Origin of the sequence: Microbispora sp. NPDC049125 (genome assembly GCF_040802045.1) — a bacterium.
Classification (GTDB): Bacteria; Actinomycetota; Actinomycetes; order Streptosporangiales; family Streptosporangiaceae; genus Microbispora.
Map to the genome: position 1 here is coordinate 260,477 of NZ_JBEZDW010000007.1, position 23,175 is coordinate 283,651.

Below are 23,175 nucleotides of genomic sequence, written 5' to 3' on the forward strand. Positions count from 1 at the left end.
GCTTTGAACGGTCTTTGTTAAAGGCCGCTCGGCCCGCGGTGCGCAGGAAGGGGCGAAACCAGGCACTATGGCTGTAGCGACGGTCCTGCAGAGAGGAATGCCGGTGGACGAACGCGACCACCAGGCGGAGATTCCGGTGTCCGGCTGGACACCTCCCACCTGGGAGGAGGTCGTCCGGACTCATTCGGCTCGCGTCTACCGGCTGGCATACCGCCTCACGGGGAACGTGCACGATGCCGAGGACCTCACACAGGAGGTCTTCGTCCGCGTGTTCCGGTCCCTGTCGAGCTACACCCCTGGCACCTTCGAGGGCTGGCTTCACCGGATCACGACCAACCTCTTCCTCGACATGGCGCGGCGCAAGCAGCGCATCCGCTTCGAAGGGCTGGCGGACGACGCGGCCGAGCGGCTCCACGGCCGTGAGCCGTCCCCCGCGCAGGCGTACGACGACGCGCATCTGGAGCCCGACATCCAGGCCGCGCTCGACGCCCTGGCGCCGGAGTTCCGTGCGGCGGTCGTGCTCTGTGACATCGAGGGGTTGTCCTACGAGGAGATCGCCGCGACGCTCGGCGTGAAGCTGGGGACGGTGCGCAGCCGCATTCACCGCGGCCGCGCCCAGCTGCGGGAGGCGCTCGACCACCGGTCGCCGTCCGCGAACAGGAACGGCGGCCAAACCCCCCCTTCACTCAGCAGGGAGGGACTGTGAGTCATCTTGGCGAGCGCGTCTCCGCGCTCATCGACGGCGAGCTCGGGCACAACGACCGGGAGCGCGCGCTGGCGCACCTGACCTTCTGCGCGGACTGCCGCGCCGAGGTCGACGCCATGCGTTCGCTCAAGAGCCGCCTGCGTTCGATGGATCCGCCGGGCATGCCGACGGACCTGACGATGTCGCTGCTGCGCATGTCCGAGCCGGGGGGGCCGCTGCCGCCACGAATGCGCCCCTTTCCCGACCACCCCGCCTTCGCCTCCAGCGGCCTTCCCGGGATGCACACCGGTGGTCCCGTGGACAACCGGCCCCGAGGGCGGGACGGCAGGTCCTCCGGCCCCGGACGGCCCGCCCGGGCCAGGCGCGCCGGATACGTCGCCGTGGGGATGGCCTCCGCCGCCGTCGCCATCGGCACGATGTTCATGGCCGGGGGGTCGGGTGCCGCCCCTGCCCCGGCTCGGGGGGAGATGTTCGTTCATCCGGTGCAGAACGAGGCGCCACAAGTGACCGTGTCACCCACCCCGTCACGCAGCGTCACCCCTAGTCTTACGCACTGAGCCCGGAAATCGGCATACGATCAGGCCGTGCAGCCGTCGCGCGCCGGCCCTGAGGCGACCGCCGGGTGCAGGTGGATGACTGGCGTGCGCGAGGAGTGACTACCCCGATGACCGACCATACGCGTTCCTCCGGCGCGTCGGACCGGCCCGAGTTCCTTCCGGCCGGGGAGGAGCCGCCGCTCCGGGGGCCGCTGGACGGTCCGTCCGGTGGTGTGGACGGGGGGCCGGCCGGTCCTCCCGCCCTGGGGCCCGCCGGTCCGGTCTCGGGTCTCGCCGGCCCGGTCCCCGGTCTCGCCGGCGGCCCGGCGGGATCTGTGGTCGACGGTCCCGCCGGTGGTCCCGCTGGTTCTCCTGCGCCGCCTCTCGCCGCGTACGGCATGGGGCCCGGCTGGGCGCCGCCTCCCGGTCTCGGCCCCTCCGGCACGGCGTCCGCGCCGCGCGGGCAGAACGTGGGCCTGCTGGCGGTGCTCGCGGTGGTCATCGCGCTCGTGGCGGGCGGCGTCGCGAGTTGGGGGACGTTCCTGCTGACGCGGTCTCCGTCCGGGACCGATCCGGGCTACTCGCTGAGCACGCCGTCCAAGGCCCCCACCGTCCGTCCCCCCGACTCGGTCGCCGGGGTGGCGGCCAAGGTGCTTCCCAGCGTGGTCTCACTCGAGGTCAAGGGTGAGGGCGAGGCCGGCACAGGGGCGGGCTTCGTCATCAAGGGCGGCTACATCGTCACCAACAACCACGTGGTGGCGGTCGCCGCGCAGACGGGCGAGATCCGCATCCGGTTCAACGACCGGACCTCGATGGCCGCGCGCATCGTCGGCCGCGACCCGAACTCCGACATCGCGGTCGTGAAGCCGGACGGGCCGATCAAGGCCCCGGAGCTGCCGCTCGGCAACTCCGACGGCGTGGTCGTCGGCGATCCCGTCATCGCGATCGGATCGCCCCTCGGCCTGAGCGGCACCGTGACCACGGGCATCGTCAGCTCGCTGAACCGCCCGGTCGAGGCCGGCGGCACCACCGGCACCGACTACGCCCTGATCAACGCGATCCAGACGGACGCGGCGATCAACCCCGGCAACTCCGGCGGCCCGCTCGTCGACACGGCCGGGGAGGTCATCGGGGTGAACTCGGCGATCGCCACGGTCGGCGGGCCGGCCGTCGGTCAGCAGTCGGGCAGCATCGGCCTCGGTTTCGCCATCCCCGTCAACCACGTGCGCCGCATCGCGCAGGAGCTCATCACCACCGGCGTGGCCCGCACCTCGCGCATCGGGATCAGCATCGACCAGAGCTACCAGGGCCAGGGCGTGCGGATCGCCACCGAGAGCGCGGGCGGGGCCAGGCCGGTCACGCCCGAGGGGCCGGCCGACAAGGCGGGACTGCGTCCCGGCGACATCATCATGGAGGTGAACGGCCAGCCGGTGGGGGACAGCCGGGAGCTCATCGTCACCATTCGCAGCAAGGCGCCGGGCGACAAGGTGAGCATCAGGTTCCAGCACGACGGCGAGATGAAGACCGCCACCGTCACGGTCGGCGCCGCGCCGGTCCCCTCGGCTCAGCCCTCCTGACGATCAGGCCGCGGGTCCCCACCTCGAACCAGGGGCATTAGGCTGAAACCACTCGTCCATTCGAAGGAGATCGCCGTGTTCGGACTGGGCTGGCCGGAGCTCCTGGCGCTCGTGGTGATCGGACTGCTGGTGTTCGGCCCCGACAAGCTTCCGCAGGCCGCCTCCCAGGCCGGCCGTACGCTGCGGCAGCTCAGGGAGATGGCCAACAACGCCAAGTCGGATCTGCAGGCCAATCTCGGGCCGGAGTTCTCCAACTTCGACCCGGCCGACCTGAACCCGAAGACCTTCGTACGCAAGCATCTGCTGGAGGATCTGGAGAAGGACTGGGAGGGTCCCGTCGCCCGTGAGCCGATCCCGGTGGCACCCACACCCGAGCTGGCCCTGGGGGAGATCCCTCCGTACGACAACGAGGCGACCTGACCCCTCTTCCCAGGTCGTCTCTCCGTTCTTTTCCGGTCGTCCTCCGGCCCGCGCGGTCGCCGCGCGGGCCGTTCGCATGTGTGCCCTCGGCCGCCGGTCAGTGCTTGACGGGTGACAGGTCGAGCTTGAGCCCCTTGAGGCTGGTCGCCTTCTTGCTCAGCCCGGCGGCGATCCGGCGCAGCTCGGCGGAGGCCGGGGCGTCGGGGTCGGTCAGCACGAGCGGCTTGCCCTCGTCGCCGCCCTCCCGCAGCCGCAGGTCGATCGGCACCTGGCCCAGCAGCGGCACGCGCGAGCCGAGCGTGCGGGTGAGCGCGTCGGCCACGGTCTGCCCGCCGCCCTCGCCGAACACGGGAATCCGCTCGTCACAGTGCGGGCAGGGCAGCCACGCCATGTTCTCGATCACGCCGGCGATCTGCTGGTGGGTCTGCGCGGCGATCGACCCGGCACGCTCGGCCACCTCGGCCGCCGCCTGCTGCGGGGTCGTGACGACGAGGATCTCCGCGGACGGCATCCGCTGCGCGACCGAGATGGCGATGTCGCCGGTGCCCGGGGGCAGGTCCATCAGCAGTACGTCGAGGTCACCCCAGTAGACGTCGGTGAGGAACTGGTAGAGCGCGCGGTCGAGCATCGGGCCGCGCCACACCACCGCGCTGTTGCCCTCGGGCTTGAACATCCCGACCGAGATCACCTTGATGTCATGCGCCACCGGCGGCATGATCATATCTTCGACCTTGGTGGGCCGCTCCGAGACGCCCAGCATGCGCGGCACCGAGTGGCCGTAGATGTCGGCGTCGAGCACGCCCACCTTGAGGCCGGAGGAGGCCATCGCGGCGGCGAGGTTCACCGTCACGGAGGACTTGCCGACGCCGCCCTTGCCGCTGGCCACCGCGAACACGCGGGTCAGCGAGCCGGGCCTGGAGAACGGGATCTCCTTCTCCGGCCCCCGGTCTCCCCGGAGTTTCGTCTGCAGGTTCTTGCGTTGCTCGGTGCTCATCACGTCCATGTCCACGTGGACACGGGTCACGCCGTCGAGCCGGGTGACCGCGGCGGTGATGTCGCGGGTGATGGTGTCCTTCAGCGGGCAGCCGGCGACGGTCAGGAAAACGCCGACGCGCACCACCCCGTCGGGGGAGATGTCGACGCTCTTGACCATGTCGAGCTCGGTGATCGGCCGGCGGATCTCCGGATCGTTGACCGTCGCGAGCTCGGTCATGACCATTTCTGGGGATGGTGCCATGGATCCATGCTATGGACTCAGCCGCCGTTCTCCGAACCCGGGAGGCGTTTGCGGTTGTCCGGGGTCTCAGGTCGTGCGTTCGGCGAGCTCGTCCTGGAGGCGCTGGAGCTCCGAGCGGAGGTAGTCCCTCGTCGCCACCTCGCTGACCGCCATGCGCAGGCCGGCGATCTCACGGGTGAGGTATTCGATCTCCGCCTGGTTGCGCTCGGCCGTGACCCTGTCCTGCTCGTACTGGACCCGGTCGCGGTCGGCCTGCCGGTTCTGGGCCAGCAGGATGAGCGGGGCCGCGTACGACGCCTGGAGCGACAGCATGAGGGTCAGGAAGATGAACGGGTAGGGGTCGAACTTTTGCGGCGCGAAGGTGTTCCACAGCAGCCACACCCCGACGAAACCGCTCATGTAGACGATGAAGCGCGCCGTGCCGAGGAAACGGGCGATCCGCTCCGAGAGCCGCCCGAACGCCTCCGGGTCGTAGTACGGCCGCAGGCGCGGGGTCAGCTCGCGAGGCTGGTCGAGCCGCTCAGACATGTCTCTCCCGCCAGTCCTCGGGCAGCATGTGGTCAAGCACGTCGTCCACGGTCACGGCGCCGAGCAGGCGCCCTAGCTCGTCGACGACGGGAATCGCGACCAGGTTGTAGGTGGCCAGGTAGGACGCCACCTCGGTGACGGTGAGCTCCGGCCTGATCGGATCCACGCTGATGTCTATCATGCTGCCGAGCAGAGTCGAGGGCGGCTCCCTGAGCAGCCGCTGGAAGTGGGCCACGCCGAGGAACCGGCCCGTCGGCGTCTCCCCGGGCGGCCGCGTCACATACACCTGCGCGGCGATGGCGGGGGTCTGCTCCCGCTGCCGGATGTGGGCGAGCGCCTCGGCGACCGTCGCGCTCGGGGGGAGGATCACCGGCTCGGTCGTCATCATGCCGCCCGCGGTGAACTCCCCGTAGCTCAGCAGCCGCCGTACGGGCGCCGCCTCCTCGGGCACCATGAGCCGCAGGAGCCCCTCGGCCTGGTCGGCGGGCAGCTCCTGGAGCAGGTCGGCGGCGTCGTCGGGGCTCATCTCCTCCAGGACGTCGGCGGCCCGCTCGCTGTGCAGCCGGCTCAGCACGAGCACCTGGTCGCGGTCGGGCAGCTCCTCCAGGACGTCCGCCAGCCGGTCGTCGTCGAGCGCGGCGGCGACCTCCGCCATGCGCTTGCTGGGCAGCTCGTGCAGCATGTTCGCGAGGTCGGCGGGGCGCAGCGTCTCGAACGCCGCCAGAAGGTTGGCGGCGCCCTGGTCCCGCTGGATCACGCCGAAGCCGCTGACCTCGTCCCAGTCCACGATCAGCGTCTCGCCCCTGCGGCGGGTGCCGCGCCGTACGGCGACCTTGGTGATGAGCCAGTCGGACGGCCGGGGCTGCTCCATGGCGAGGTCCTGCACGGTCACCGGGTCGCCCTTGTACTCGACGCCCAGGTCGAGCATCTCGCCGATGGCGAGCGTCTCGGAGTCGCGCCGCTCGAACCGGCGCATGTTGAGCTTGCCGGTGAAGATGACCGCGCGGGCCTCGATGCTGGTGATCCGGGTGATCGGCAGGAACACCCGGCGGCGCGGCTGGACCTCGACGACGAATCCGTGGACGCGGGGGTGGAGCGAGCCGCGCAGCGAGACGACGACGTCCCGGATCCGGCCGATCTGATCTCCGGCCGGATCGAAGACGGCCAGCCCTGCCAGGCGGGCGACGAAGATCCGATCCACCCTGCCAGGTTACGCAACCCGGAGCCCCCGCCGTCCTTCGCGAGGGCCCGTCTCGGCGTGGCGCGTACGGGGCGAAATAGGCCGTGCGGCCGGGGACAGGTATGTGACAGGATCAAATAGGCGTATTGGTGATTACACAAAGCGGGTGACCATGAGGGCTGTCAGCCTGGCGATCGCGACCGTGTCGGCCTTCTGCTTCGGGTTCTCCGGGCCGATGGCCAAGTTCCTCGGCGCTGCGGGGCTCCAGCCGCTCCAGGCGGTCTGGGTTCGCATGGCGGGCGCCGGAGTGGTCCTGATACTGGTGCTCCTGATCGTCCGGCCGCGAGCCCTGCGGATCCCGCGTGACCGCCTGCTGTTCTTCGCCGCGTACGCCGCGATCGCGGTCGCCGCGGTCCAGGGGCTGTTCTTCCTGGCGATCACACGCCTGCCGGTGGGCGTGGCGCTGCTCATGGAGTATCTGTCGCCGGTGCTCGTGGTGCTGTGGGTCCGGTTCGTCCGGCGTGTGCGGGTGCCGCGCTCGGCGTACCTGGGCGCGCTCGTCGCGATCCTGGGGCTGGCGGTCGTGGTCCAGGTGTGGGAGGGCCTGCGCCTGGACGCCCTGGGGCTGCTGATCGCCCTGTGCGCGGCCGCCTGCTGCGCCGGCTACTTCCTGATGAGCGACTCCTTCGGCGACGACGTCGACCCGCTCGGGCTGGTCGCCTGGGCCATGCTGGGCTCCGCCGTCATCCTCCTGCCGGTCTCCCGCCCGTGGGACATCCCCTGGCAGGCGTTCACGGGCACGGCCGCGGTCGGCGGGCACACCCTGCCGGTCGCCGGCGCCGCCGTCTGGCTGGTCCTGGTCGCGACGGTCGCGGCCTACCTCACGGGCGTCACCGCCGTACGCCGCCTCTCGGCCGCCGTCGGCGCCACGGTCGCCTCGATAGAGGTCATCGCGGGCGCGGTCATCGCCTGGGTGCTTCTGGGCGAGCATCTCGGCGCCGCGCAGATCATCGGGGGCGCCATCGTGCTCGCCGGCGCCCTGCTGGCCCAGACCGCGACCATACGCCCGGCCGCCTCCCGTGACCGGACGGCCCCCGCCGAGGTGACTCGCGTCCGGACCGCATCCCGATGATCGCGGCGGAGGTCAGGCCAGCAGCGCGCCGATCTTCTCGACCCATTGGGTGCAGTTCGCGCAGGCGCCCCTGGCCTGCCAGTGCGGTGTGACGTACTTGCCGCCCTTGGTCCCGCCGATGTTCCACACCTGCGCGTGGAAGACCAGCGCCCCCCGCGGTATCTGGGCGATCGAGACGATCGGCGCCGGCGCGGCGTGCAGGTAGGACTTCAGCGCGTCCACCTCCGCGCAGGACGCCTGCGGCCACTCCTCGGCCTTGTGAGTGCCCTTCAGCAGCTCGTCGATGACCGAATTTGTGGCGTGGGTGTGCATGTCCACGCCGCTGATCCCCGTGTAGGTGGCCGGGCTGTTGACGACGGCGAGACCGGCGATGACGCGCCCGGTGCCCCGGTCGGACAGCAGCCCGCCGCCGTACGTCTTGGTCAGCGTGATGGCCGCGGAGGAGGCCCGCTGCTTGGCCTGGGAGATCTCGCGGTCCTTGGTGGCCTTTTCCTGGCGGTCCGCCTCGGCCTTGTCCAGCTTGGCCTGCTCGGCGACGTAATGGTTCCAGGCGCCGTGATCTTTGTAGTCGTCGAGCCAGCCCTGGAATTGCGTCACGACCGTGGCCGTCGGCGTGTCCTGGGATATCAGCCCTTCCATCGTCCTGAGCTTGCGGCCGAGGGCCTCCATGAGGTCTTTGCTGAAGTCGGACTTGATGGTCATCGAGCCGGCCAGTGCCTCCACCTGGGTGCGGCGCAGGTAGAACCAGTCGCCGAGCGTCTGCTTGGCGGGGGCGGGGGCGGCCGGAGGGAGAGGGGTGTAGGGCTGGTGGGGCTGCATACGGCATCCTTTCCTCGGGAACCCGGAACGTTCCAACGGCGCGTTCGGAGAGTCAGCGGAAATGTATGCCGCACGCGGCGGAAAATAAATATCCGGCGGCTTTGTCGTCGTTATTTCCGCGTATCGGACATTCGCCCGCTGAAGGAAAGTGCGCGTCAATCCATGACTGATGGTTTTATCCGGCTCTGGGGGAGCGAGGGCGCCGAGTCGCGTACATGGCCGGGTGTCTGACCGGAGGGCCCGTCGCATGGAGAGCGGGGCGGGCTCTGCGGCGATCTGGGCGGCTCTACTGCACGCCGGGCCGACTCTACGGCGATCCGGGCGGGCTCTACGGCGCGTTGGGAGGGCTCTGCGGCATGCCGGGCGCGAGAGGGCCGGGATCGCCGCCGCGTGGCGTCAGCCGTACGACGGTGGCCCGCTCGGCCCACCGCTCCTGCAGGTGTGCGGCGTCGGAGGCGTTGAGCCGCTCCTTGGCCAGGGCGGCCACCGCGCCGGTGGCCGCCGCCTGGTCCACCACCTCGACGGAGGCGGGGAAGCGGACCAGCTCGGCGCCGTTGTCCTTGCTCCTGAGCGTGATCTCGACCTCCGCGGCCTCGGTGAGGCCCGGCAGCGACTGCTCGCCGCCGCCGGTCACCACGTAGAGCGCGCCGTCGTGCCAGACGTGCCAGGCCAGCCGCGGGCCGGAGGGAAGGGCGATCCACAGCACGCTCGACTTCTTGGCGCCCTCTTCGATCAGCGGCAGGCTCATGGACAGCAGCGTCTCACGTCGCCCGGGGGGCCGGAGGAGGCGGTGGACAGCGTCAGCGGTTGGCCAGCCGCCACGCGGCGGGCAGCAGGCCGGCCGCGACGGCGATCTTGAGGAGGTCGCCGGGGACGAACTTCCCGGCCCCCTCGATCAGGGCGGTCCCGAGATCCATGCCGGTCACCGAGATCAGGACCGGCACGCCGAAGGCGTACACGACCAGGGTGCCGAGGATCATCGTGCCGACCGTCCGGGCCACCGTGCGGTCGCCGCCGCGCTGGGCGAGCCAGCCGACCAGGGACGCCGCGGCGACGAAGCCGAGCAGGTAGCCGAACGTCGCTCCGACGAAGCCGTGGGACCCCTCGGCGAACCACGGCACCCCCGCCAGCCCGGCGAGCACGTAGAGGGCCATGCTGAGGGCCGCCCGGTTGAGCCCGAGCGCGGCGCCGACGAGGACGACGGCGAACGTCTGGCCCGTCACCGGCACGACCGAGCCCGGCATCGGGAAGCTGAGCTGTGCGGCGAGCCCGGTCAGCCCGGCGCCGGCCACCACCAGTACGGCGTCGCGGGCCCGGGCGCCCAGCGCTCCGGTGGGGACGAGGTCGGACAGTACGGCGGGGCGGGCCCCTGCTGCGGCGTTGACCATCGGTCACTCCCTGATGAGATGTTCGTGCCCTCCTCCTCACCGAGTGCGGAGGGATGTGTTCCTGTGCTCATCTTTCGCCAACGGCGGGGAAAACCCCTCCCGCTCACCGCCAAGAACGCGAACCGGAATTTGTCTGCACCCGACAGTGCTCACCCGGCCGTACGGCGAGAAAGCCGGGCACAGGGCCTGCCCGGGTTGTGGCAGTCCTACGAACGGACGCCTCCGCCGTCACGCGGCCGCCGGGGTCGATACGGTGTGGCCATGCGCGCTCGACGTTCGTGTCTCGCCGTTCCCGGCAGCAACCCGAGGTTCCTGGAGAAGGCGCGGGGGCTGGCGGCGGACGAGGTGTTCCTCGACCTCGAGGACTCGGTGGCGCCGGGGGCGAAGGAGGACGCCCGCCGTAACGTCGTGGACGCGCTCCGCGAGGGCGGCTGGACCGCCGGGACCGTGGTGGTGCGGGTGAACGACCTCACCACCCAGTGGACCTATCGCGACGTCATCGAGGTGGTGGAGGCCGCGGGAGACCGCCTCGACTGCGTGATGCTGCCGAAGGTCGCCGGCGCCTCGCACGTCGTCTGGCTCGACACGCTGCTCGGTCAGATCGAGCGGGCGACCGGGCTGCCCGAGGGCGGAATCGGGATCGAGGCCCAGATCGAGGACGCCCGCGGGCTCGTCCACGTGGACGACATCGCCGGCTCCTCGCCGCGCCTGGAGACGCTGGTCTTCGGGCCGGCCGACTTCATGGCGTCGATCGGCATGCGGACGCTGGTGGTCGGGGAGCAGCCGCCGGGGTACGACGAGGGCGACGCCTACCACTACACCCTGATGCGGATCCTGATGGCGGCCAGGGCCCATGACCTGCAGGCCGTCGACGGGCCGTACCTGCAGATCCGCGACCTGGACGGCTTCCGCAAGGTCGCGCGCAGGTCCGCCGCCCTGGGCTTCGACGGCAAATGGGTGCTCCACCCTTCGCAGATCGACGCCGCCAACGAGGTGTTCTCCCCCACGCAGAAGGACTACGACCACGCCGAGCTGATCCTCGACGCGTACGAGCACTACACGACGGTCGAGAAGCGGGGCGCGGTCATGCTCGGCGACGAGATGATCGACGAGGCGTCACGGAAGATGGCCCTGGTGGTGGCAGCCAAGGGCCGGGCCGCAGGCCTGTCCAGAACCACCGTTTTCACGCCCTGAGGGCCACGGCTTCCGCGTCCCCGCGATGGGCGGGAACGCGTCGAGCGCCGTGTCCTGGCCGGACACGGCGCTCCGATCGGCCGGACTCTCAGGTGGTGTCGCGCCGGTACAGCAGGACGGTCCCCACGATCAGCGCGACGGCCGTGTACCCGCCGAAGACCATCGCGTCCTGCGCTCGGGTGAGAGCGGCGGCGATCGATTCGGGGGTGTCCATGTCAGAGCTGATGGCGAGGAGCCCGTCGCCCGCGAAGAACGGGAGGAAACGGGAGACCTGCGCGGGCGCGAAGAAGGTGAGCAGGTTCTCGATGACGAACCCCCACACCAGCAGGCCCGAGATCGCAGCCGAGCTATGGCGGACGATCATGCCGATTCCCGTGCCGAGCACAGCGGCGAGCGTGGTGTACAGCAGGGCCCACAGCGTGGTCGCGGCCATGGCCGACGTGTCGCCCACGGCGAGCCCGCCGAGCATCGCGCCGCCGAAACCGGCGGCCATCCCCGCCGCCCCCAGCGTCAGGCCGAACGCGGCGGCCGTGATCGCCTTGGAGAACGCGATCACCCAGCGCGCCGGTTGTGCCGTCAGGGCGGCGGCCAGAGTGCCGTGCTGGGCCTCGGAGCTGAACAGCAGGATCCCGGCGATCGAGGCGACCACGGCCGTGAGCACGGTCGAGTAGATGAAGATTCCGGAGGCCGTCAGCACCTCGTCGGTCACGAACGTCGCGACCGCCCACGAGGTGAGACCGCCCATGACAATGGTCAAACCGAGGATGGCCGTGTTGGCCCGGACGGACGATAACTTGATCCATTCGCTCTTCAGGACGCCGGGGACCGCCTTCAGGTCGTCATCGCGGGATCGGCTGGAAGGGCGGTGACTGGCCGCCCCGGTGGTCGGCGAGAGCATGTTCGTGGTCGCGGTGGTCATCATCGCTGCCTTGTCTGTGTCGTCGTTCCGGCGAACCAGGCTCATCCGGCTCGTCTGGCGGGTCGGCTTGTCAGGCGGAGGTGAACTCGGCTGACGCCCTGGTCATGTCGAGCAGGCTGTCTTCGAGGGACGTGGAGGTCTCGGTGATCTCGACCACACGGATGCGGTTGTCGAACGCGATCTGCGACACGGCGGACTTTGTCGTCCCGTGAACGAGCAGCCGGTCGCCCGTCGCCTCGGCGGCGAGGTGGTGTGCGGCCAGGAGGCCGACGAGGACCGCCGGTTCGGGCGTCTCGACGATCACCACGCTCTCGCCGCGGGAGATGATCGCCTCGACGGACTCGGCGGCGAGCAGCCGTCCGCCTCCGACCACGACGAGGTCGTCGGCGAACATGCTCAGCTCGCCGATGAGGTGACTCGACACGAAGACCGTTCCTCCCCGCTCGGCGAAGCCGCTGAGATAGGTGCGCAGCCAGCGGATGCCGTCCGGGTCGAGACCGTTGGACGGCTCGTCGAGCAGGAGCACCTGAGGGTCGCCCAGGAGCGCTCCGGCCAGCGCCAGCCGCTGGCGCATCCCGAGTGAGAAACCGCCCGCCCGCTGGTCGGCCGCCGTTTCGAGCCCGACGTCGGCGAGGACCTCGTCGGCCCGGCGGGTCGGGATGCCGCTGATGGCGGCCGTGGCCCGAAGGTGGTTCCTGGCCGTACGGCCGGGGTGCATGCATCGTGCGTCGAGGACCGACCCGACGACGCGAGCAGGGCTCTTCAGGCCGGCGTAGTGGACGCCGTCGTACCGGACCTCGCCGCTGTCGGGCCTGGTCAGGCCGACCATCATGCGCATGGTGGTCGACTTCCCCGCGCCGTTCGGGCCGACGAACCCCGTGACGCGGCCGGCTGCCACGTCGAAGGTCATGTCCTGGACGGCGATTCGCCTTCCGTACTTTTTGGTGACACTTGAAACCGTGATCATGGTGGGACTCCGAACGTGTCGTGTGGGTGGCCGGCCGGGTCTACGCGCCGGTTCGAGGCTCGCTCTCCTGGAGGCCGCCGAGAGGCGCGACGGAGATCACCTCGGTGTTGACCGACGTCAGATGGGCCAGGACTCCGTGCAGGTGGGAGGCGTCGACGATCTCGCCGACCAGGCGGGTGACGCCGGGGCGCGCATGGTCGATGGTGAAGTCGTCGAGGAGCGGCCGGAGGAGCTGAGCGCTGGCCCGGCCTCGGATCACGATCTCGTAGCTGGTCGGCTTGGACATGGCTCGATCATCGCGACGAGCGGCCGTACGCGGCCTCACCCGTCCCGCCATCTCACCCGGGTGAGATCGGCGACTGTAGGGTCGGGAAAGTGACCACGATGTGGGAAATGGGCCTGGCCGCCACGAAACTGCGCCCGCCCGCCCCACCCGGTCGCCTCGTCCGCCGATCTCGGCTCGAAGACATCCTCGACTCCGGCATCGAGGGCCGGGTACGGCTGATCTTGGTCAGCGCTCCCGCCGGCTCCGGCAAGTCGACCGCTCTCGCGTCATGGCTGGCCGGCCGGCCCGAAGCCGTCGCGTGGCTGCAGGCGGAGGAGAGCGACTCGGATCCGGCCCGGTTCTGGTCCTACCTGGTCGAAGCCATCGGCGGAGCTCACCCGATCGCCACGGGCGACCTCAAGACGGTCGTGGCCGGCTCGAAGGGCGACGACCTCGTCGTCGTGTCCGCTCTCGTGAACGAGCTCGTCCAAGTCGCCGGGCCGCTGGTCGTCGTCATCGACGACTACCACCTGATCGACGACGCCGGCGTGCAGCGGGGCATGGAGCGCTTCATCGATCTGTGCCCGCACCAGGTCACCATCGTGCTCTCCACCCGGATCGACCCGCCGTTCCGGCTCGGCCGGCTACGAGTACGCGACCAGATCGCGGAGGTGCGGGGCGCTGATCTGCGTTTCGCCACCGACGAGGCCTCCGGCCTGCTGGGATCCGTGGGGCGATCGCTCGACCGGGCCCTTCTCGATCAGCTCTGTGGCCGTACGGAAGGCTGGGCCGCCGGGCTCGTGCTCGCCGGCCTCTCTCTTGAACGGGCCGCCGACCCCGGTGAGTTCATCGAGGCGTTCCGGGGCGACGACCAGCTCGTCGTCGAGTATCTCCGCGACGAGTTCCTCGCGGCGGTCGACGCGGACGATCGCCGGCGCCTCCTGGAGACATCGATCCTCGAACAGCTCGGCGGCCCCCTCGTCGACTCCGTCACCGGCGCGCCCGGTGGCGCCAAGTGGTTGAGCGACACCGCGAGCGTGAACCAGCTCCTTATCGGTCTCGACCGCACAGGGACCTGGTTCCGCTATCACCACCTCCTTCGCGATCTTCTCCGGCTGGAGGCACACCACGCCTTTCCTGAGCGGATACCCGGACTCCACGCACGCGCCGCGGCGTGGTTCGAATCCGAGGGCGACCATGGCCAGGCGATCGTCCATCGGCTCGCGGCCGGTGACGTCCACGAGGCGGCCGGGCTCCTGCTCGTCCACGGACCGCGCCTTCTCGCGAGCGGCCAGACGGGGACCCTGCGAGGTTTCCTCGAACAGCTCGGCGACGTGGCACGGACGTCGACGTGGTGCGCCCTGCTGTACGGCTGGTGTGAATACCTCGCCGGCCGATATTCGCGATCGGAGGCATGGCTCGACATCATGCGTGATGTGGCGCCGGAGGGCTTCGACGAGACCCCGGCGATCTCCCTGCGGGTGAACATCTCCCTCGCCCGGGGTGACGTGGCCACCGCGCTCGTCGTCGCCCGGCAGGTGTCCGCGAGCGATCGGCTGATGTCGAACTCCTGCGATCTCGTGACCGCCGCCGGTGCGGCCTACGCCTGGGCGGGGCAGGCCGGCGAAGCCAGGCGTGTCCTGCGGTTCGCGGCGGACAAGGCCGCCGCGGAACACTTCCGGACGGCGCACGTCCTGGCCCTCGTCTACCAGGCCGTCGTGGAGCTCGACGACGGCTCAGCGGCGAGCGCCCAGATCGCGGCCACCACCGCGGTGGACACCGCACAGAAGTACGGGCTGGCCGCCTACCACGGAGTCGCGCCCGCGTACGCGATCCGAGCGCGGACCGGCGGCGACCCCGCTCGCGCTCACGCGGACGCGTTGCACGCTCTCAGCCTGGCCAGACGGGCGTCCACCGATCTCGCGCTCGGTTACGTCCTGACGGCCTGCGGCGACACGCTCATGGGCTTGGGAGATCCCGCCGGAGAGCCGCTCCTTTCAGAAGCCCGGTCCGTCTTCGCGCGATGCCCCGACCCTGGCGTCGCGGGTCGATATCTGACCCGCGTCGAAGCTCGCCATGGCGTCGCCGAGGTGAGCGGCGGCCGGGTCGCCGTACTCGTCGAGCAACTTACCGAGCGGGAGATGGCCGTCCTGCGGTACCTCCCCGCGAGCATGTCGCAGCGCGACATGGCGTCGGAGCTGTATGTGACGCTCAACACCGTGAAGACGCACTGCCGTGCCATCTACCGCAAGCTCGGTGTGGGCGACCGCAAAGCGGCGGTCCAGGCCGCACGCGATCTGCACCTCCTCTAGTGCGGCCGGTGGCCCATGGGGGTGAGCCCCCTGGGCCACGGGGGGCGGATACGGGCTAGAACCGCACGCCGATCGTGGTGAAGAACCAGAACGACGAGGTCACCCACAGACCGGTCAACGCGGTGAAGAGCAGGCCGCCGAGGACAGGGAGCGTCCATCCGGGCAGGCCGCGCTTCGGCAGGGCCAGCATCTTCGCGGTGAACACGCCGTAGAAGAAGCAGCCCAGCAGCGAGTGCGCCAGCACGCGGGGGACGTCGAACTGCGCGCCCAGGGCGTAGAGGCAGTGCAGGGCCACCGGGATCGTCAGGAGGAACGCGATCCGGCCCGACCAGCGGTGCAGCGGCGCGACCCAGGTGCCGCGCACCTTGATCTTCCCCCACATCGCGAGGGAGGAGAGCACCTGGACGACGGCCAGCAGCGCGGCGCCGGTGGTCAGCCAGGCCTTCATGGCCAGCGGCCCGGAGAACCCGGCCACGCCGACCGCGAAGCCGGTGGGGGCATGGGTCCTGCCGTACACGCCGAGGGCGACGGCGACGAGGCCGCCGGCGACGAGAGGGACGAGGAGTGGCATGACGGTCTGCCGGGGGACTGCCTGGGTGTGTGTCATCGGGAGGCTCCTGCGTGGGGGCGGGTGAGGCTGGGGCGGGTCAGAGGGAGTCGATGAAGGCGTCGGGGTCCTGAGGGCTCAGGGGGACGCCGTAGTAGTCGAGCGCAGTGCCCGGGACGAACGCGGGAGCCGGCTCGCCGTTGCCGTCGATCTGGACCCGGCCGACCTCCTGGCCGTTCGGGAGGAGGATCCAGCCGCCCACGATCTTGGCTCCGCGGACGATCGCGGTCGCCCGGTAGAGCCCGGACGGCTTCTTCACGACCGGGGCGGCGAAGCGCCACTTGGCCTTGCCCACCTGGATCTTGCCCTGCGCCTTCCCGCCGCCGAGCGCCGCGGTGATCAGCGAGTTCTTGCCTTCGAGAGTGATCGTGTTGTTCTCGGCGGTGCCCTTGAGCCACGCCTCGATGCGGCCGTCGCAGAAGTACGCCACCGCCTTGCCGTTGCGTACGGCGATCGCGACGAGGCCGCCGTTGCCCTGGGCGACTCCCGCGTAGTCCGCCTTCTTGGGCGTGGTGTCGGACGGCTCGGGTGTGGCGCTCGTGGTCACCTCGGTGGCCGGCGCGGTCTGTGTCCCGTCCTGCGCGGCCACGGCCGGCCCTGTGGCGTCCGTTGCCGTGCCCGCTGTGTCGGTCGCTGTGCTGGTCGCGTCCTGGGCCGCCGCGACCTGCTGGATGGCGGGCGACGCCGCCGTGCTGGCCACGCCGAGCCCGACGGCGAGGACCGCGCCCGCGGCGAGCGTGTAAAGAGGTCCTGATCGGCTCATCGTGTGCTCCTGAGGGTTTCGCTGCTTCCTGTCCCCCGAGTGAACCCGCCGGCGCCGGGAGTGTCTGTGAACTAGTACGCACAGGGAACGGGGCGGTGGGGATGCGGTGGGGAGCGGGGACGAACAATGGACGTATGACCGAACCAGAGCGGGACCGGGCCGGCTCGCCGCCATGGCCTCCTCGGGAGCCGCCGGAGGAGCCGGGGCAGGCCCTTCCAGGTGGGCAGGGTCCGTATGGCGCCGGTCCTCAGCAAGGGCCGGTTCCTCCGGGCGGATACGGCGCGCCGTGGCCGTCCCAGTGGGGCGCGCAGGCGCCGCCGCCGTACCAGTGGGGTGCGCAGGCGCCGCCGCCGTACCAGTGGCAGGCGCCGCCCGCGCCGTGGACGGCGCCGCCTCCGCCGCAGACCCGATACGACAGGCTGGCCCGTACGGCTCTGCACCGATGGTGGCGCCCGATCGTCGGCACGCTGGGCATCGTGATCGCCTTCCTCGTCATGTCGCTCGGCGTGGGCCTGCTGGCGGGTCTCGTGTCCGTGATCGCCGGGATCCCGATGGCCGTGGACGGGTCGCGCCTGTTCATCGACCCCGTCGTCGACCTCGGCTTCCACCTCATCGTGATCGCCCTGGCCATCCCGCTCGTCTTCGGCGCGGCATGGGCGTTCCAGCGAAGACCGCCGGGGACGGTGTCGTCGGTCGCCTTCCGCATCCGGTGGCGGTGGCTCGGGTGGTGCCTGCTGGTCGCCGTGGTGGCCGTGGTGCTGGGCCAGCTCGCCGAGTCGGGGACGCTGACCCTTACAGGTGTCGGAGCCGGTTACGGCTGGGCCGGCTGGGCGGTGTTCCTGCCGCCGATGATCCTCATCCTCCTGCTGGTGCCGTTCCAGGCGGCGGCGGAGGAGTACGTCTTCCGCGGCTGGATCCTGCAGTCCTTCGGGGCCTACCTGCGCAATCCCTGGCCGGGCGTCCTGCTCGGCTCGGCGGCCTTCGCCGCCCTGCACGGCTACACGGACTGGGGGATCGCCTACGTCTTCGGCTTCGGGATCCTGATGGGGTGGCTGGCGATCCTCACCGGAGGTCTGGAGGCGCCCATCGCGCTGCACGCGACCAACAACGTGGTGGCCTTCGGTCTCGCCGCCGCCTCCGGCGACATGGGAGGCGCGCTGGAGCAGGGGGCGCTGCCGTGGCAGTCCATCGCCGGGACCGCTGTGCAGTTCGCCGTGTACGGCGTCGCGATCGTAATAATCGCCCGAAAGAGGGCAATTCAGACTCTCTCCGGATAAATCTCACTAGAGAGGTCTAGTCCCCACGCGGTTCCCGTGTTGCTCTGGTTTTGTGTTGGGGTATCACAATGATCGCTTTACCGTACCCATGGTGGAACGGTCCGGTATCACCTTCCCGGGGAGGAGGGACTAAGCGTGGCCTCGGGTCCCCATGAGCGTGACCGCCGGCACACCGACGACGAGCAGAACACGCCCCGCGCGGACGAGTCCCATCGGCGCCCGGCGGCCCCTCCGACGCTGCACCACTCGCCGCCCGATCCCTCGCCATGGGCGCTTCCGCCGTTCGGCGCCCCGGTGCCGGAGGACCCGGAGCCTCAGGAGCAGCCCGAGACGGCGGAGAGCAGGGAGCCTCCGGAAGAGGGACGCAACACGTGGGCTCCCCGCCCGGAGCCCCAGGATGAGCGTGAACGCGCTCCGAGGACCGGCCGGCGCCCCTACTCGGCCCCCTACAGCCCGGCCGAGCCCCGCCACGGACGGTCTGGCGAAGGGCCGCCCGCGGACCCGGGAACGACCGGTCCACCGGGCGCCGCCACGGCCCCGGCCACCTGGCACGGCGAGGGTGCCAGGTCGTCCACGAGCTCACCACGCGGGGTTCCGGCGTCCACCGGCTCATCGTCTGGCTCATCGTCCGGCTCACCGTCCGGCTCTCCAGCCGCAGGTGCCGCGCCCGCGCCCGCGGCCGGGGCCTTCCCGGCGCCACCCGCGCCGGAGCACGGCTACGGCGACGACGACCCGGCCGGTCGCGCATCGAGCCGGGGAGGGTCAGGCGGCCGGCCCAGGCGGATCGTGGACCGTCCCGACAAGCTGGTGGCCTCGGGGCCTCCACGGGCCCGCCGCGCTCAGATCCCCCGGGAGAACCCCGACGGTCCCGGCGCGCCGGAGATCAACATCGCACCGGCCGTCCCGTCGCCGTCCCCCGCCCCCTCCCCGCCCATCCCGGGCGACGTCGTGGCTCCCAGCAGCCCGCCCGCTTCCGCCGATCCGTACAGCCCGCCGGGTTCGCAGGATCCGTACGCTCCCGGGCCGTCGGCCGTTCCCCGCGGCGGGGAAGGCGGCTCCGGCGGTGAGCACGTCTGGACGCACACGCCCCCGGAGCCCGTTCCCCGGCACCGGTTGGAGGACCCCGAAGGGACCGGGGGCATCCGCATCCAGCCGCTGATTCCCGCCGAGCCCGAGCACCTCGACGCCTCCGGCCGCCCCGTCAGCCGCCCACCGGACCCCCGAACCCGGGACCAGGCCCGTGAGGGGTCTGCATACGAGGGCCATCCCCGCCAGGACCCTCAGCACGAAGACCGCCCGCACCGGGACCCGGCCCCCGAAGACCCCGCCCGCCGAGGCCTGTCCCCGGAAGACCCCGCCCACCAGGACCCGGCGCGCCCTGATCCCGCCGGCTCCGGGGCCAGGATGTGGGTGCGGGAGCAGCCCATGCCGGGGCAGCCCGTCGCCGGACAGGAGGGAACCGGCCGGCGATCCGGCTCCCGGCCCTACCAGCCTCCGTACGAGCCGCCGTACGAACCCGTGCGCGAGCCCGTCCTCCAGCCTCCGTACGAGCCTCCGTACGAGCCCCCGTATGAGCCGCCGTACGAGCCGGGCGTGTCAGCGGGGGAGCCGGCCGCCGGGGAGATCCCCGGCGGCCCCGCACGAGAGCCGGTGGAGCGGATCGGCCGGCCACCCGGGGGACGACCGGCACGCCCCGACGTTCTCGTGGCCGTGGGGCCGCCCCGGTCCAGCGGAGGGCGCCACCACCGGCGCGTCATCCCCCCGCGCCGCGTCCCGCCTGCCGGAAGGCTGGTGATGCCCGTCGCGGTCGGCGTCGTCCTCCTCCTGGCGGCGGCCCTCGGGGTCGCCGTCGTGAACTGGGCCCGTACGCCCTCGACCGCGGGTCTGAGCCTGGCCGCGGGCGACGGGCAGTCCGGCGACGCCGCCTTCGCCGCGCCCGGCCTGCCCGGCAACGGCTCCAGCCAGGTCCTCAACGCGATCACCTCTGTCGGCTCTACGGTCGTGGCGGTGGGCAGCGACACCTCGAGCCCCATGCCGCGCCCGCTGTTCCTCGTCTCGTCGGACGGAGGCAAGGGATGGCAGCTCGGCCGGGTCGTCGGCCCGGCCGGGTACGAGACCGCGGCCGGAGCCGTCGGCCGGGTCACCGGCGGCGCGGGACGCTGGCTGGCGGTGAGCACGGATGTTCCCGCCTCGGCCGGCTCGTCCGCCCGGGGCATGTGGACCTCCTCGGACGGCCGCTCCTGGACGGCGGTGGACCCCACACGCCTGACGGCCTTCTGGAGCCAGGACAAGATCACCGACCTGGCCCGGACCGCGACCGGCTTCCTCGCCGTGGGAGTCACGACGCTGAGCGACGGCACGCCGGGCCCCGTGGCCTGGATCTCCCCCGACGGCAAGGGCTGGACAAGGGTCGACACCGACCAGATCGGCACCCCCGACAAGGTCAGGGGCATGCGGGCGGTGGTCGCGCGGGGCGACCGGGTGGTCGCCCTGGCCGATCCGGCCGCGGGTGACTCGGTCTCGGTCATCCTGCGCTCCGACGACGGCGGCCGGAGCTGGCTGCGCACCGCCGCCGCGCTCGCCGACGTGCGCCCGGAGCCGGGCGCGCTGGCGGTGACGAAGAAGGGCTTCCTGCTGGTCCCGACCCGCCAGAAGTCGGAGGCCGGGGAGGTGCGGGTGTACTGCTCCCCCGAAGGCGCCGGATGGTCCCAGTGCGGCACGATCGGGCCGCTCAGCTCCGAGGGCACGGGCGTACGCGGCCTGGCGTCGTCGGCGGCCGGGATCGCCGCGGTCACCGAGTCCGGGTGGGAGCGGTACGCCCTCTACACGAGCGACGACGGCCGCAAGTGGAACAAGAGCGCCGACCTCGGGGAGATCCCCGGCACGCTGCGCGGTCTCACCATCACCGACGCCGGCCTGCTGGTCGCCGGTGGCGACAAGCGAGGGCCGGGTGACGTGGAGAACCTGCCGGTGCTCATGACGGCGGAGAAGGGCGACGCGGCCCGCGCCGTGCCGCTGGAGGCGATCGGCGGCCTCAACCGGCTGGCCAGGGACACCGCGGACGTCTCGGCCGCGGGCGGCGCCTTCGTGGCGGTGGGCTCGGCCAACGGTGACGCCGCGATCTGGACGAGCGGCAACAACGGGGCCAACTGGACGGACGCGGCCGCCTCTGGCCTGCTGGGCGGGACCGGCCGGCAGGCCCTGAGCGGGGTGGCACACGGTCCGAAGGGCTGGCTGGCCGTCGGCAGCACGATGACCGATCCCGCCGCGACCCGGCCTCTGCTCGTCACCTCGTCGGACGGCAGATCATGGAGGCGGGGGCCGGTGCTGGACCTCGCGTCCGGCCACTTCCTGCTCGCGCCCCGGGTGGTCGCGGCCGGGGCGAAGGGCTACGTCCTCGCCGGCGAGGACCGCGGGTCGACCGGCGTGCTTCCGGCCCTGTGGTTCACCCCTGACCTGCGGAAGTTCACCCGGTCGGCCGTGGGCAGCATGCCGGCGGGAGGAGCCGGCGTGCGCATCTCCGACGTCGCCGCCACGCCGTACGGGTTCGTCGCCGTGGGCGGCTCCGGCACGGCGGACCGGGAGACGGGAGTGGTGTGGGTCTCCTCCGACGGCGTCAACTGGGTGTCGCGGAGCAGGGTGGTGCCGCCGGACGCCCGGTCGGCGGGCCTGCGTCACGTCGTGGCCACCGAGGCGGGGATCGTGGTGGTCGGGACGGCCGTCACCAAGGACGGCACCCAGCCGTTCTCCGCGATGTCCACCGACAACGGCGTCCACTGGGAGTACGGCCGGCTGCCCGCCGACGAGCCCGCCGTCGTGCTCGACCTGACCGGGACCGGTAAGGCCCTGGTCGCGGTGGGGTCGTACGGGGCGGAGGGCGAGGGCGACAGCGCCGCCTGGATCTCCGAGGACGGCGTGGAGTGGTCACGCCAGACACTCAAGCGGGACGGCCTGGGCGGCGTCGGCGCGCAGTGGCTGGGCGCGGTGGCCGTCTCGGGCAGCCGGGTGGTCGGGATCGGCCGGTCCACGACGTACGCCGACGATCACCTGACCATCTGGCGGAGCACGCTCACGAGCGGGGACCGGTGATCCCCCACTCCCCGAGCGCTTCCGCGAGGCCGTCGGTGAGCGGGAGCCGTACGAGATCGGCGAGCGGCCACCACCGCGCGTCCGCCGCGTCGTCGCCGGGGACGAGCGGACCCGCGGTGAAGGCCGCCAGGTAGTCGTGGATGTCGTAGGTCACGCCGCCGGGACCGGGCCGCTGGACGGTCCCGGCGAGAGGGCCCGCGGTGACGTCGAGGCCGGTCTCCTCGCGCAGCTCCCGGCGCAGGGCCTGCTCGTCGGTCTCGCCCGGCTCGACCCGGCCGCCGGGCAGCGACCACAGGCCGGCGCCGGGCGGGCGGCCGCGGCGCACCAGGAGAATCCGGGCATCCTGGTCGACGACGATCGCGCCGACACATCTGATGAGCCGCACATGACCAAGATTACGGCTTAATAACGGGAAGCCCCTTGACGGCGGCCCGCCCTCGACGCACCGTGAGTAGTTGTGAGAAGCGCGCCCACATGTCCGCGGTGCTTCGGCCCGCTGTACGAGCCGAGCGTCTGGTCGAGCTCCTGGCGCTGCGACGCGCACGGGGACGTGCTGCCACTTCAGCCTCCCCGCCGCCCCTCCCTGGCCGCCGTGGACGTCCTGTGCCGGGCCGCCCGGGTCCCCGTCTGGCTGCCCTGGCCGCTTCCGGCGGGCTGGCTGGTGACGGGCTTCGCCGAGGCGGGGGACGAGCGGACGGGGGTGCGGGCCAGCGTCGTGGCCCTGACGGGGCCGTCGATCCTCCACGGCCCCGCCGACATGCTGCTCATCGCCGAGGAGCCCGGAGTGGGGCTCGGCGCCGGCTTCGCCGGCCTGACCGGCCCCGACCCGGGAGCGGGGTTCGACGCCGGGCCGCCGCACGCCAAGATCGACGCCCGCGGCCATCCGACGGCCCTGTGGTGCGCCGGGATGGTGCCGGAGGACCGGGCCGTGTACGTCGGCGAGGCGATGGGCAACTGGCTGTGGACGATCGCCTGGCCCGCCGAGGCCGGATGTTTCATCGCGCTGGCCAACCTCTCCCTGCGCGACCTGCGTGAGCAGGATCAGGCGCTCGACCTGCCGTTCGGCGCGTTCTCCCCCCGGCTGGACGGCGACATCTAGGGCCGGTACGCGGTCGAGCACGCCGCTGCCACATCCGCGGTCTTCCTGAGAAGAGCGCGGCGATCCCCGAGAAGGCGATCCCCGAGAAGGCGGGATCCCGAAGCGCCGGCTCACGGTCTTCACCGGCGTCTCCGGATCCGGGAAGTCCTCCCTCGTCTTC

Annotated in this window: 22 protein-coding genes; 10 read left to right on the forward strand and 12 right to left on the reverse strand. The window is 71.6% G+C overall.

The window, feature by feature from the left end; translation table 11 throughout:
• Positions 1-97 precede the first annotated feature (97 nt).
• The 4 genes from sigE (at position 98) to AB0B72_RS11865 (ending at position 3,239) form a co-directional block, all read left to right on the forward strand.
• Positions 98-706, forward strand: a complete 609-nt coding sequence (gene sigE / locus AB0B72_RS11850) for an RNA polymerase sigma factor SigE (RefSeq protein ID WP_367738614.1) — start codon at positions 98-100, stop codon at positions 704-706.
• The gene (locus tag AB0B72_RS11855) at positions 703-1,263 is read left to right on the forward strand and encodes an anti-sigma factor (protein ID WP_367738587.1); all 561 of its coding nucleotides are present in this window, start codon (positions 703-705) and stop codon (positions 1,261-1,263) included. The genes sigE and AB0B72_RS11855 overlap by 4 nt, the downstream gene beginning before the upstream one ends.
• Before the next feature lie 107 nt (positions 1,264-1,370).
• On the forward strand, positions 1,371-2,819 hold the full coding sequence (locus AB0B72_RS11860; RefSeq protein WP_367738588.1) for a trypsin-like peptidase domain-containing protein: 1,449 nt from the start codon (positions 1,371-1,373) through the stop codon (positions 2,817-2,819).
• Positions 2,820-2,894: 75 nt separating this feature from the next.
• A complete protein-coding gene (locus AB0B72_RS11865; RefSeq protein ID WP_367738589.1) occupies positions 2,895-3,239 on the forward strand; it encodes a sec-independent translocase in 345 nt (114 codons plus the stop codon).
• A 97-nt stretch (positions 3,240-3,336) separates the two neighbouring features.
• Here AB0B72_RS11865 and AB0B72_RS11870 read toward each other — a convergent pair whose 3' ends face one another.
• The 3 genes from AB0B72_RS11870 to AB0B72_RS11880 all read right to left on the reverse strand — a co-directional run bounded on the left by AB0B72_RS11870 (position 3,337) and on the right by AB0B72_RS11880 (position 6,205).
• Positions 3,337-4,476 (reverse strand): Mrp/NBP35 family ATP-binding protein, encoded by a 1,140-nt coding sequence (locus AB0B72_RS11870; protein WP_367738590.1) that lies wholly within the window; start codon positions 4,474-4,476, stop codon positions 3,337-3,339.
• A 66-nt stretch (positions 4,477-4,542) separates the two neighbouring features.
• Positions 4,543-5,004, reverse strand: a complete 462-nt coding sequence (locus tag AB0B72_RS11875) for a DUF1003 domain-containing protein (RefSeq protein ID WP_367738591.1) — start codon at positions 5,002-5,004, stop codon at positions 4,543-4,545.
• Positions 4,997-6,205 (reverse strand): CBS domain-containing protein, encoded by a 1,209-nt coding sequence (locus AB0B72_RS11880; RefSeq protein WP_367738592.1) that lies wholly within the window; start codon positions 6,203-6,205, stop codon positions 4,997-4,999. The genes AB0B72_RS11875 and AB0B72_RS11880 overlap by 8 nt, the downstream gene beginning before the upstream one ends.
• A gap of 151 nt (positions 6,206-6,356) precedes the next feature.
• On the opposite strand from AB0B72_RS11880, the gene AB0B72_RS11885 reads away from it, so the two are divergent.
• The gene (locus tag AB0B72_RS11885) at positions 6,357-7,316 is read left to right on the forward strand and encodes a DMT family transporter (RefSeq protein ID WP_367738615.1); all 960 of its coding nucleotides are present in this window, start codon (positions 6,357-6,359) and stop codon (positions 7,314-7,316) included.
• A gap of 12 nt (positions 7,317-7,328) precedes the next feature.
• Here AB0B72_RS11885 and AB0B72_RS11890 read toward each other — a convergent pair whose 3' ends face one another.
• From AB0B72_RS11890 to AB0B72_RS11900, 3 genes are all read right to left on the reverse strand, one after another.
• A complete protein-coding gene (locus AB0B72_RS11890) occupies positions 7,329-8,135 on the reverse strand; it encodes a hypothetical protein (protein ID WP_367738593.1) in 807 nt (268 codons plus the stop codon).
• A 328-nt stretch (positions 8,136-8,463) separates the two neighbouring features.
• Positions 8,464-8,883, reverse strand: a complete 420-nt coding sequence (locus AB0B72_RS11895; protein ID WP_367738594.1) for a hypothetical protein — start codon at positions 8,881-8,883, stop codon at positions 8,464-8,466.
• 52 nt (positions 8,884-8,935) lie between these two features.
• The gene (locus tag AB0B72_RS11900; protein ID WP_367738595.1) at positions 8,936-9,523 is read right to left on the reverse strand and encodes a biotin transporter BioY; all 588 of its coding nucleotides are present in this window, start codon (positions 9,521-9,523) and stop codon (positions 8,936-8,938) included.
• A gap of 261 nt (positions 9,524-9,784) precedes the next feature.
• Between AB0B72_RS11900 and AB0B72_RS11905 the strand changes: the two genes are divergently transcribed.
• The gene (locus tag AB0B72_RS11905; protein WP_367738596.1) at positions 9,785-10,717 is read left to right on the forward strand and encodes a CoA ester lyase; all 933 of its coding nucleotides are present in this window, start codon (positions 9,785-9,787) and stop codon (positions 10,715-10,717) included.
• Positions 10,718-10,805: 88 nt separating this feature from the next.
• Here the strand turns inward: AB0B72_RS11905 and AB0B72_RS11910 are convergent, their stop codons facing one another.
• The 3 genes from AB0B72_RS11910 to AB0B72_RS11920 are packed head-to-tail and all read right to left on the reverse strand — an operon-like array spanning position 10,806 to position 12,889.
• Positions 10,806-11,681 (reverse strand): ABC transporter permease subunit, encoded by an 876-nt coding sequence (locus tag AB0B72_RS11910; RefSeq protein WP_367738597.1) that lies wholly within the window; start codon positions 11,679-11,681, stop codon positions 10,806-10,808.
• Between the two features lie 25 nt (positions 11,682-11,706).
• A complete protein-coding gene (locus AB0B72_RS11915; protein ID WP_367738598.1) occupies positions 11,707-12,603 on the reverse strand; it encodes an ATP-binding cassette domain-containing protein in 897 nt (298 codons plus the stop codon).
• A gap of 40 nt (positions 12,604-12,643) precedes the next feature.
• Positions 12,644-12,889: a hypothetical protein gene (locus AB0B72_RS11920; protein WP_367738599.1), complete on the reverse strand. Its 246-nt coding sequence runs from the start codon at positions 12,887-12,889 to the stop codon at positions 12,644-12,646.
• Between the two features lie 98 nt (positions 12,890-12,987).
• Between AB0B72_RS11920 and AB0B72_RS11925 the strand changes: the two genes are divergently transcribed.
• Entirely contained in the window at positions 12,988-15,180 is a 2,193-nt protein-coding gene (locus AB0B72_RS11925) for a LuxR C-terminal-related transcriptional regulator (protein WP_367738616.1), read from the forward strand.
• A 55-nt stretch (positions 15,181-15,235) separates the two neighbouring features.
• Here the strand turns inward: AB0B72_RS11925 and AB0B72_RS11930 are convergent, their stop codons facing one another.
• Positions 15,236-15,787 (reverse strand): DUF6529 family protein, encoded by a 552-nt coding sequence (locus AB0B72_RS11930; protein ID WP_367738600.1) that lies wholly within the window; start codon positions 15,785-15,787, stop codon positions 15,236-15,238.
• Between the two features lie 40 nt (positions 15,788-15,827).
• Positions 15,828-16,550, reverse strand: coding sequence for a hypothetical protein (locus tag AB0B72_RS11935; protein WP_367738601.1), 723 nt, complete (start codon positions 16,548-16,550; stop codon positions 15,828-15,830).
• A gap of 134 nt (positions 16,551-16,684) precedes the next feature.
• On the opposite strand from AB0B72_RS11935, the gene AB0B72_RS11940 reads away from it, so the two are divergent.
• A complete protein-coding gene (locus AB0B72_RS11940; RefSeq protein WP_367738602.1) occupies positions 16,685-17,827 on the forward strand; it encodes a lysostaphin resistance A-like protein in 1,143 nt (380 codons plus the stop codon).
• A 786-nt stretch (positions 17,828-18,613) separates the two neighbouring features.
• On the forward strand, positions 18,614-21,916 hold the full coding sequence (locus tag AB0B72_RS11945) for a hypothetical protein (RefSeq protein ID WP_367738603.1): 3,303 nt from the start codon (positions 18,614-18,616) through the stop codon (positions 21,914-21,916).
• Here AB0B72_RS11945 and AB0B72_RS11950 read toward each other — a convergent pair.
• Positions 21,897-22,301, reverse strand: coding sequence for an NUDIX hydrolase (locus AB0B72_RS11950; RefSeq protein ID WP_367738604.1), 405 nt, complete (start codon positions 22,299-22,301; stop codon positions 21,897-21,899). The two genes, AB0B72_RS11945 and AB0B72_RS11950, sit on opposite strands and share 20 nt — an antisense overlap.
• 72 nt (positions 22,302-22,373) lie before the next feature.
• Here AB0B72_RS11950 and AB0B72_RS11955 point away from each other — a divergent pair, with 72 nt between their 5' ends.
• On the forward strand, positions 22,374-23,015 hold the full coding sequence (locus AB0B72_RS11955; protein ID WP_367738605.1) for a DUF6758 family protein: 642 nt from the start codon (positions 22,374-22,376) through the stop codon (positions 23,013-23,015).
• Positions 23,016-23,175 lie beyond the last annotated feature (160 nt).

Excerpts from the sequence above, each read along its gene's own strand:
- AB0B72_RS11905 (WP_367738596.1), top strand. The coding sequence starts at position 9,785 with ATGCGCGCTCGACGTTCGTGTCTCGCCGTTCCCGGCAGCAACCCGAGG.
- AB0B72_RS11895 (WP_367738594.1), bottom strand. The coding sequence starts at position 8,883 with ATGAGCCTGCCGCTGATCGAAGAGGGCGCCAAGAAGTCGAGCGTGCTG.
- AB0B72_RS11910 (WP_367738597.1), bottom strand. The coding sequence starts at position 11,681 with ATGAGCCTGGTTCGCCGGAACGACGACACAGACAAGGCAGCGATGATG.
- AB0B72_RS11930 (WP_367738600.1), bottom strand. The coding sequence starts at position 15,787 with ATGACACACACCCAGGCAGTCCCCCGGCAGACCGTCATGCCACTCCTC.
- AB0B72_RS11925 (WP_367738616.1), top strand. The coding sequence starts at position 12,988 with ATGTGGGAAATGGGCCTGGCCGCCACGAAACTGCGCCCGCCCGCCCCA.
- AB0B72_RS11870 (WP_367738590.1), bottom strand. The coding sequence starts at position 4,476 with ATGGCACCATCCCCAGAAATGGTCATGACCGAGCTCGCGACGGTCAAC.
- AB0B72_RS11940 (WP_367738602.1), top strand. The coding sequence starts at position 16,685 with ATGACCGAACCAGAGCGGGACCGGGCCGGCTCGCCGCCATGGCCTCCT.
- AB0B72_RS11900 (WP_367738595.1), bottom strand. The coding sequence starts at position 9,523 with ATGGTCAACGCCGCAGCAGGGGCCCGCCCCGCCGTACTGTCCGACCTC.
- AB0B72_RS11890 (WP_367738593.1), bottom strand. The coding sequence starts at position 8,135 with ATGCAGCCCCACCAGCCCTACACCCCTCTCCCTCCGGCCGCCCCCGCC.
- AB0B72_RS11860 (WP_367738588.1), top strand. The coding sequence starts at position 1,371 with ATGACCGACCATACGCGTTCCTCCGGCGCGTCGGACCGGCCCGAGTTC.
- AB0B72_RS11935 (WP_367738601.1), bottom strand. The coding sequence starts at position 16,550 with ATGAGCCGATCAGGACCTCTTTACACGCTCGCCGCGGGCGCGGTCCTC.
- sigE (WP_367738614.1), top strand. The coding sequence starts at position 98 with ATGCCGGTGGACGAACGCGACCACCAGGCGGAGATTCCGGTGTCCGGC.
- AB0B72_RS11885 (WP_367738615.1), top strand. The coding sequence starts at position 6,357 with ATGAGGGCTGTCAGCCTGGCGATCGCGACCGTGTCGGCCTTCTGCTTC.
- AB0B72_RS11875 (WP_367738591.1), bottom strand. The coding sequence starts at position 5,004 with ATGTCTGAGCGGCTCGACCAGCCTCGCGAGCTGACCCCGCGCCTGCGG.
- AB0B72_RS11915 (WP_367738598.1), bottom strand. The coding sequence starts at position 12,603 with ATGATCACGGTTTCAAGTGTCACCAAAAAGTACGGAAGGCGAATCGCC.
- AB0B72_RS11920 (WP_367738599.1), bottom strand. The coding sequence starts at position 12,889 with ATGTCCAAGCCGACCAGCTACGAGATCGTGATCCGAGGCCGGGCCAGC.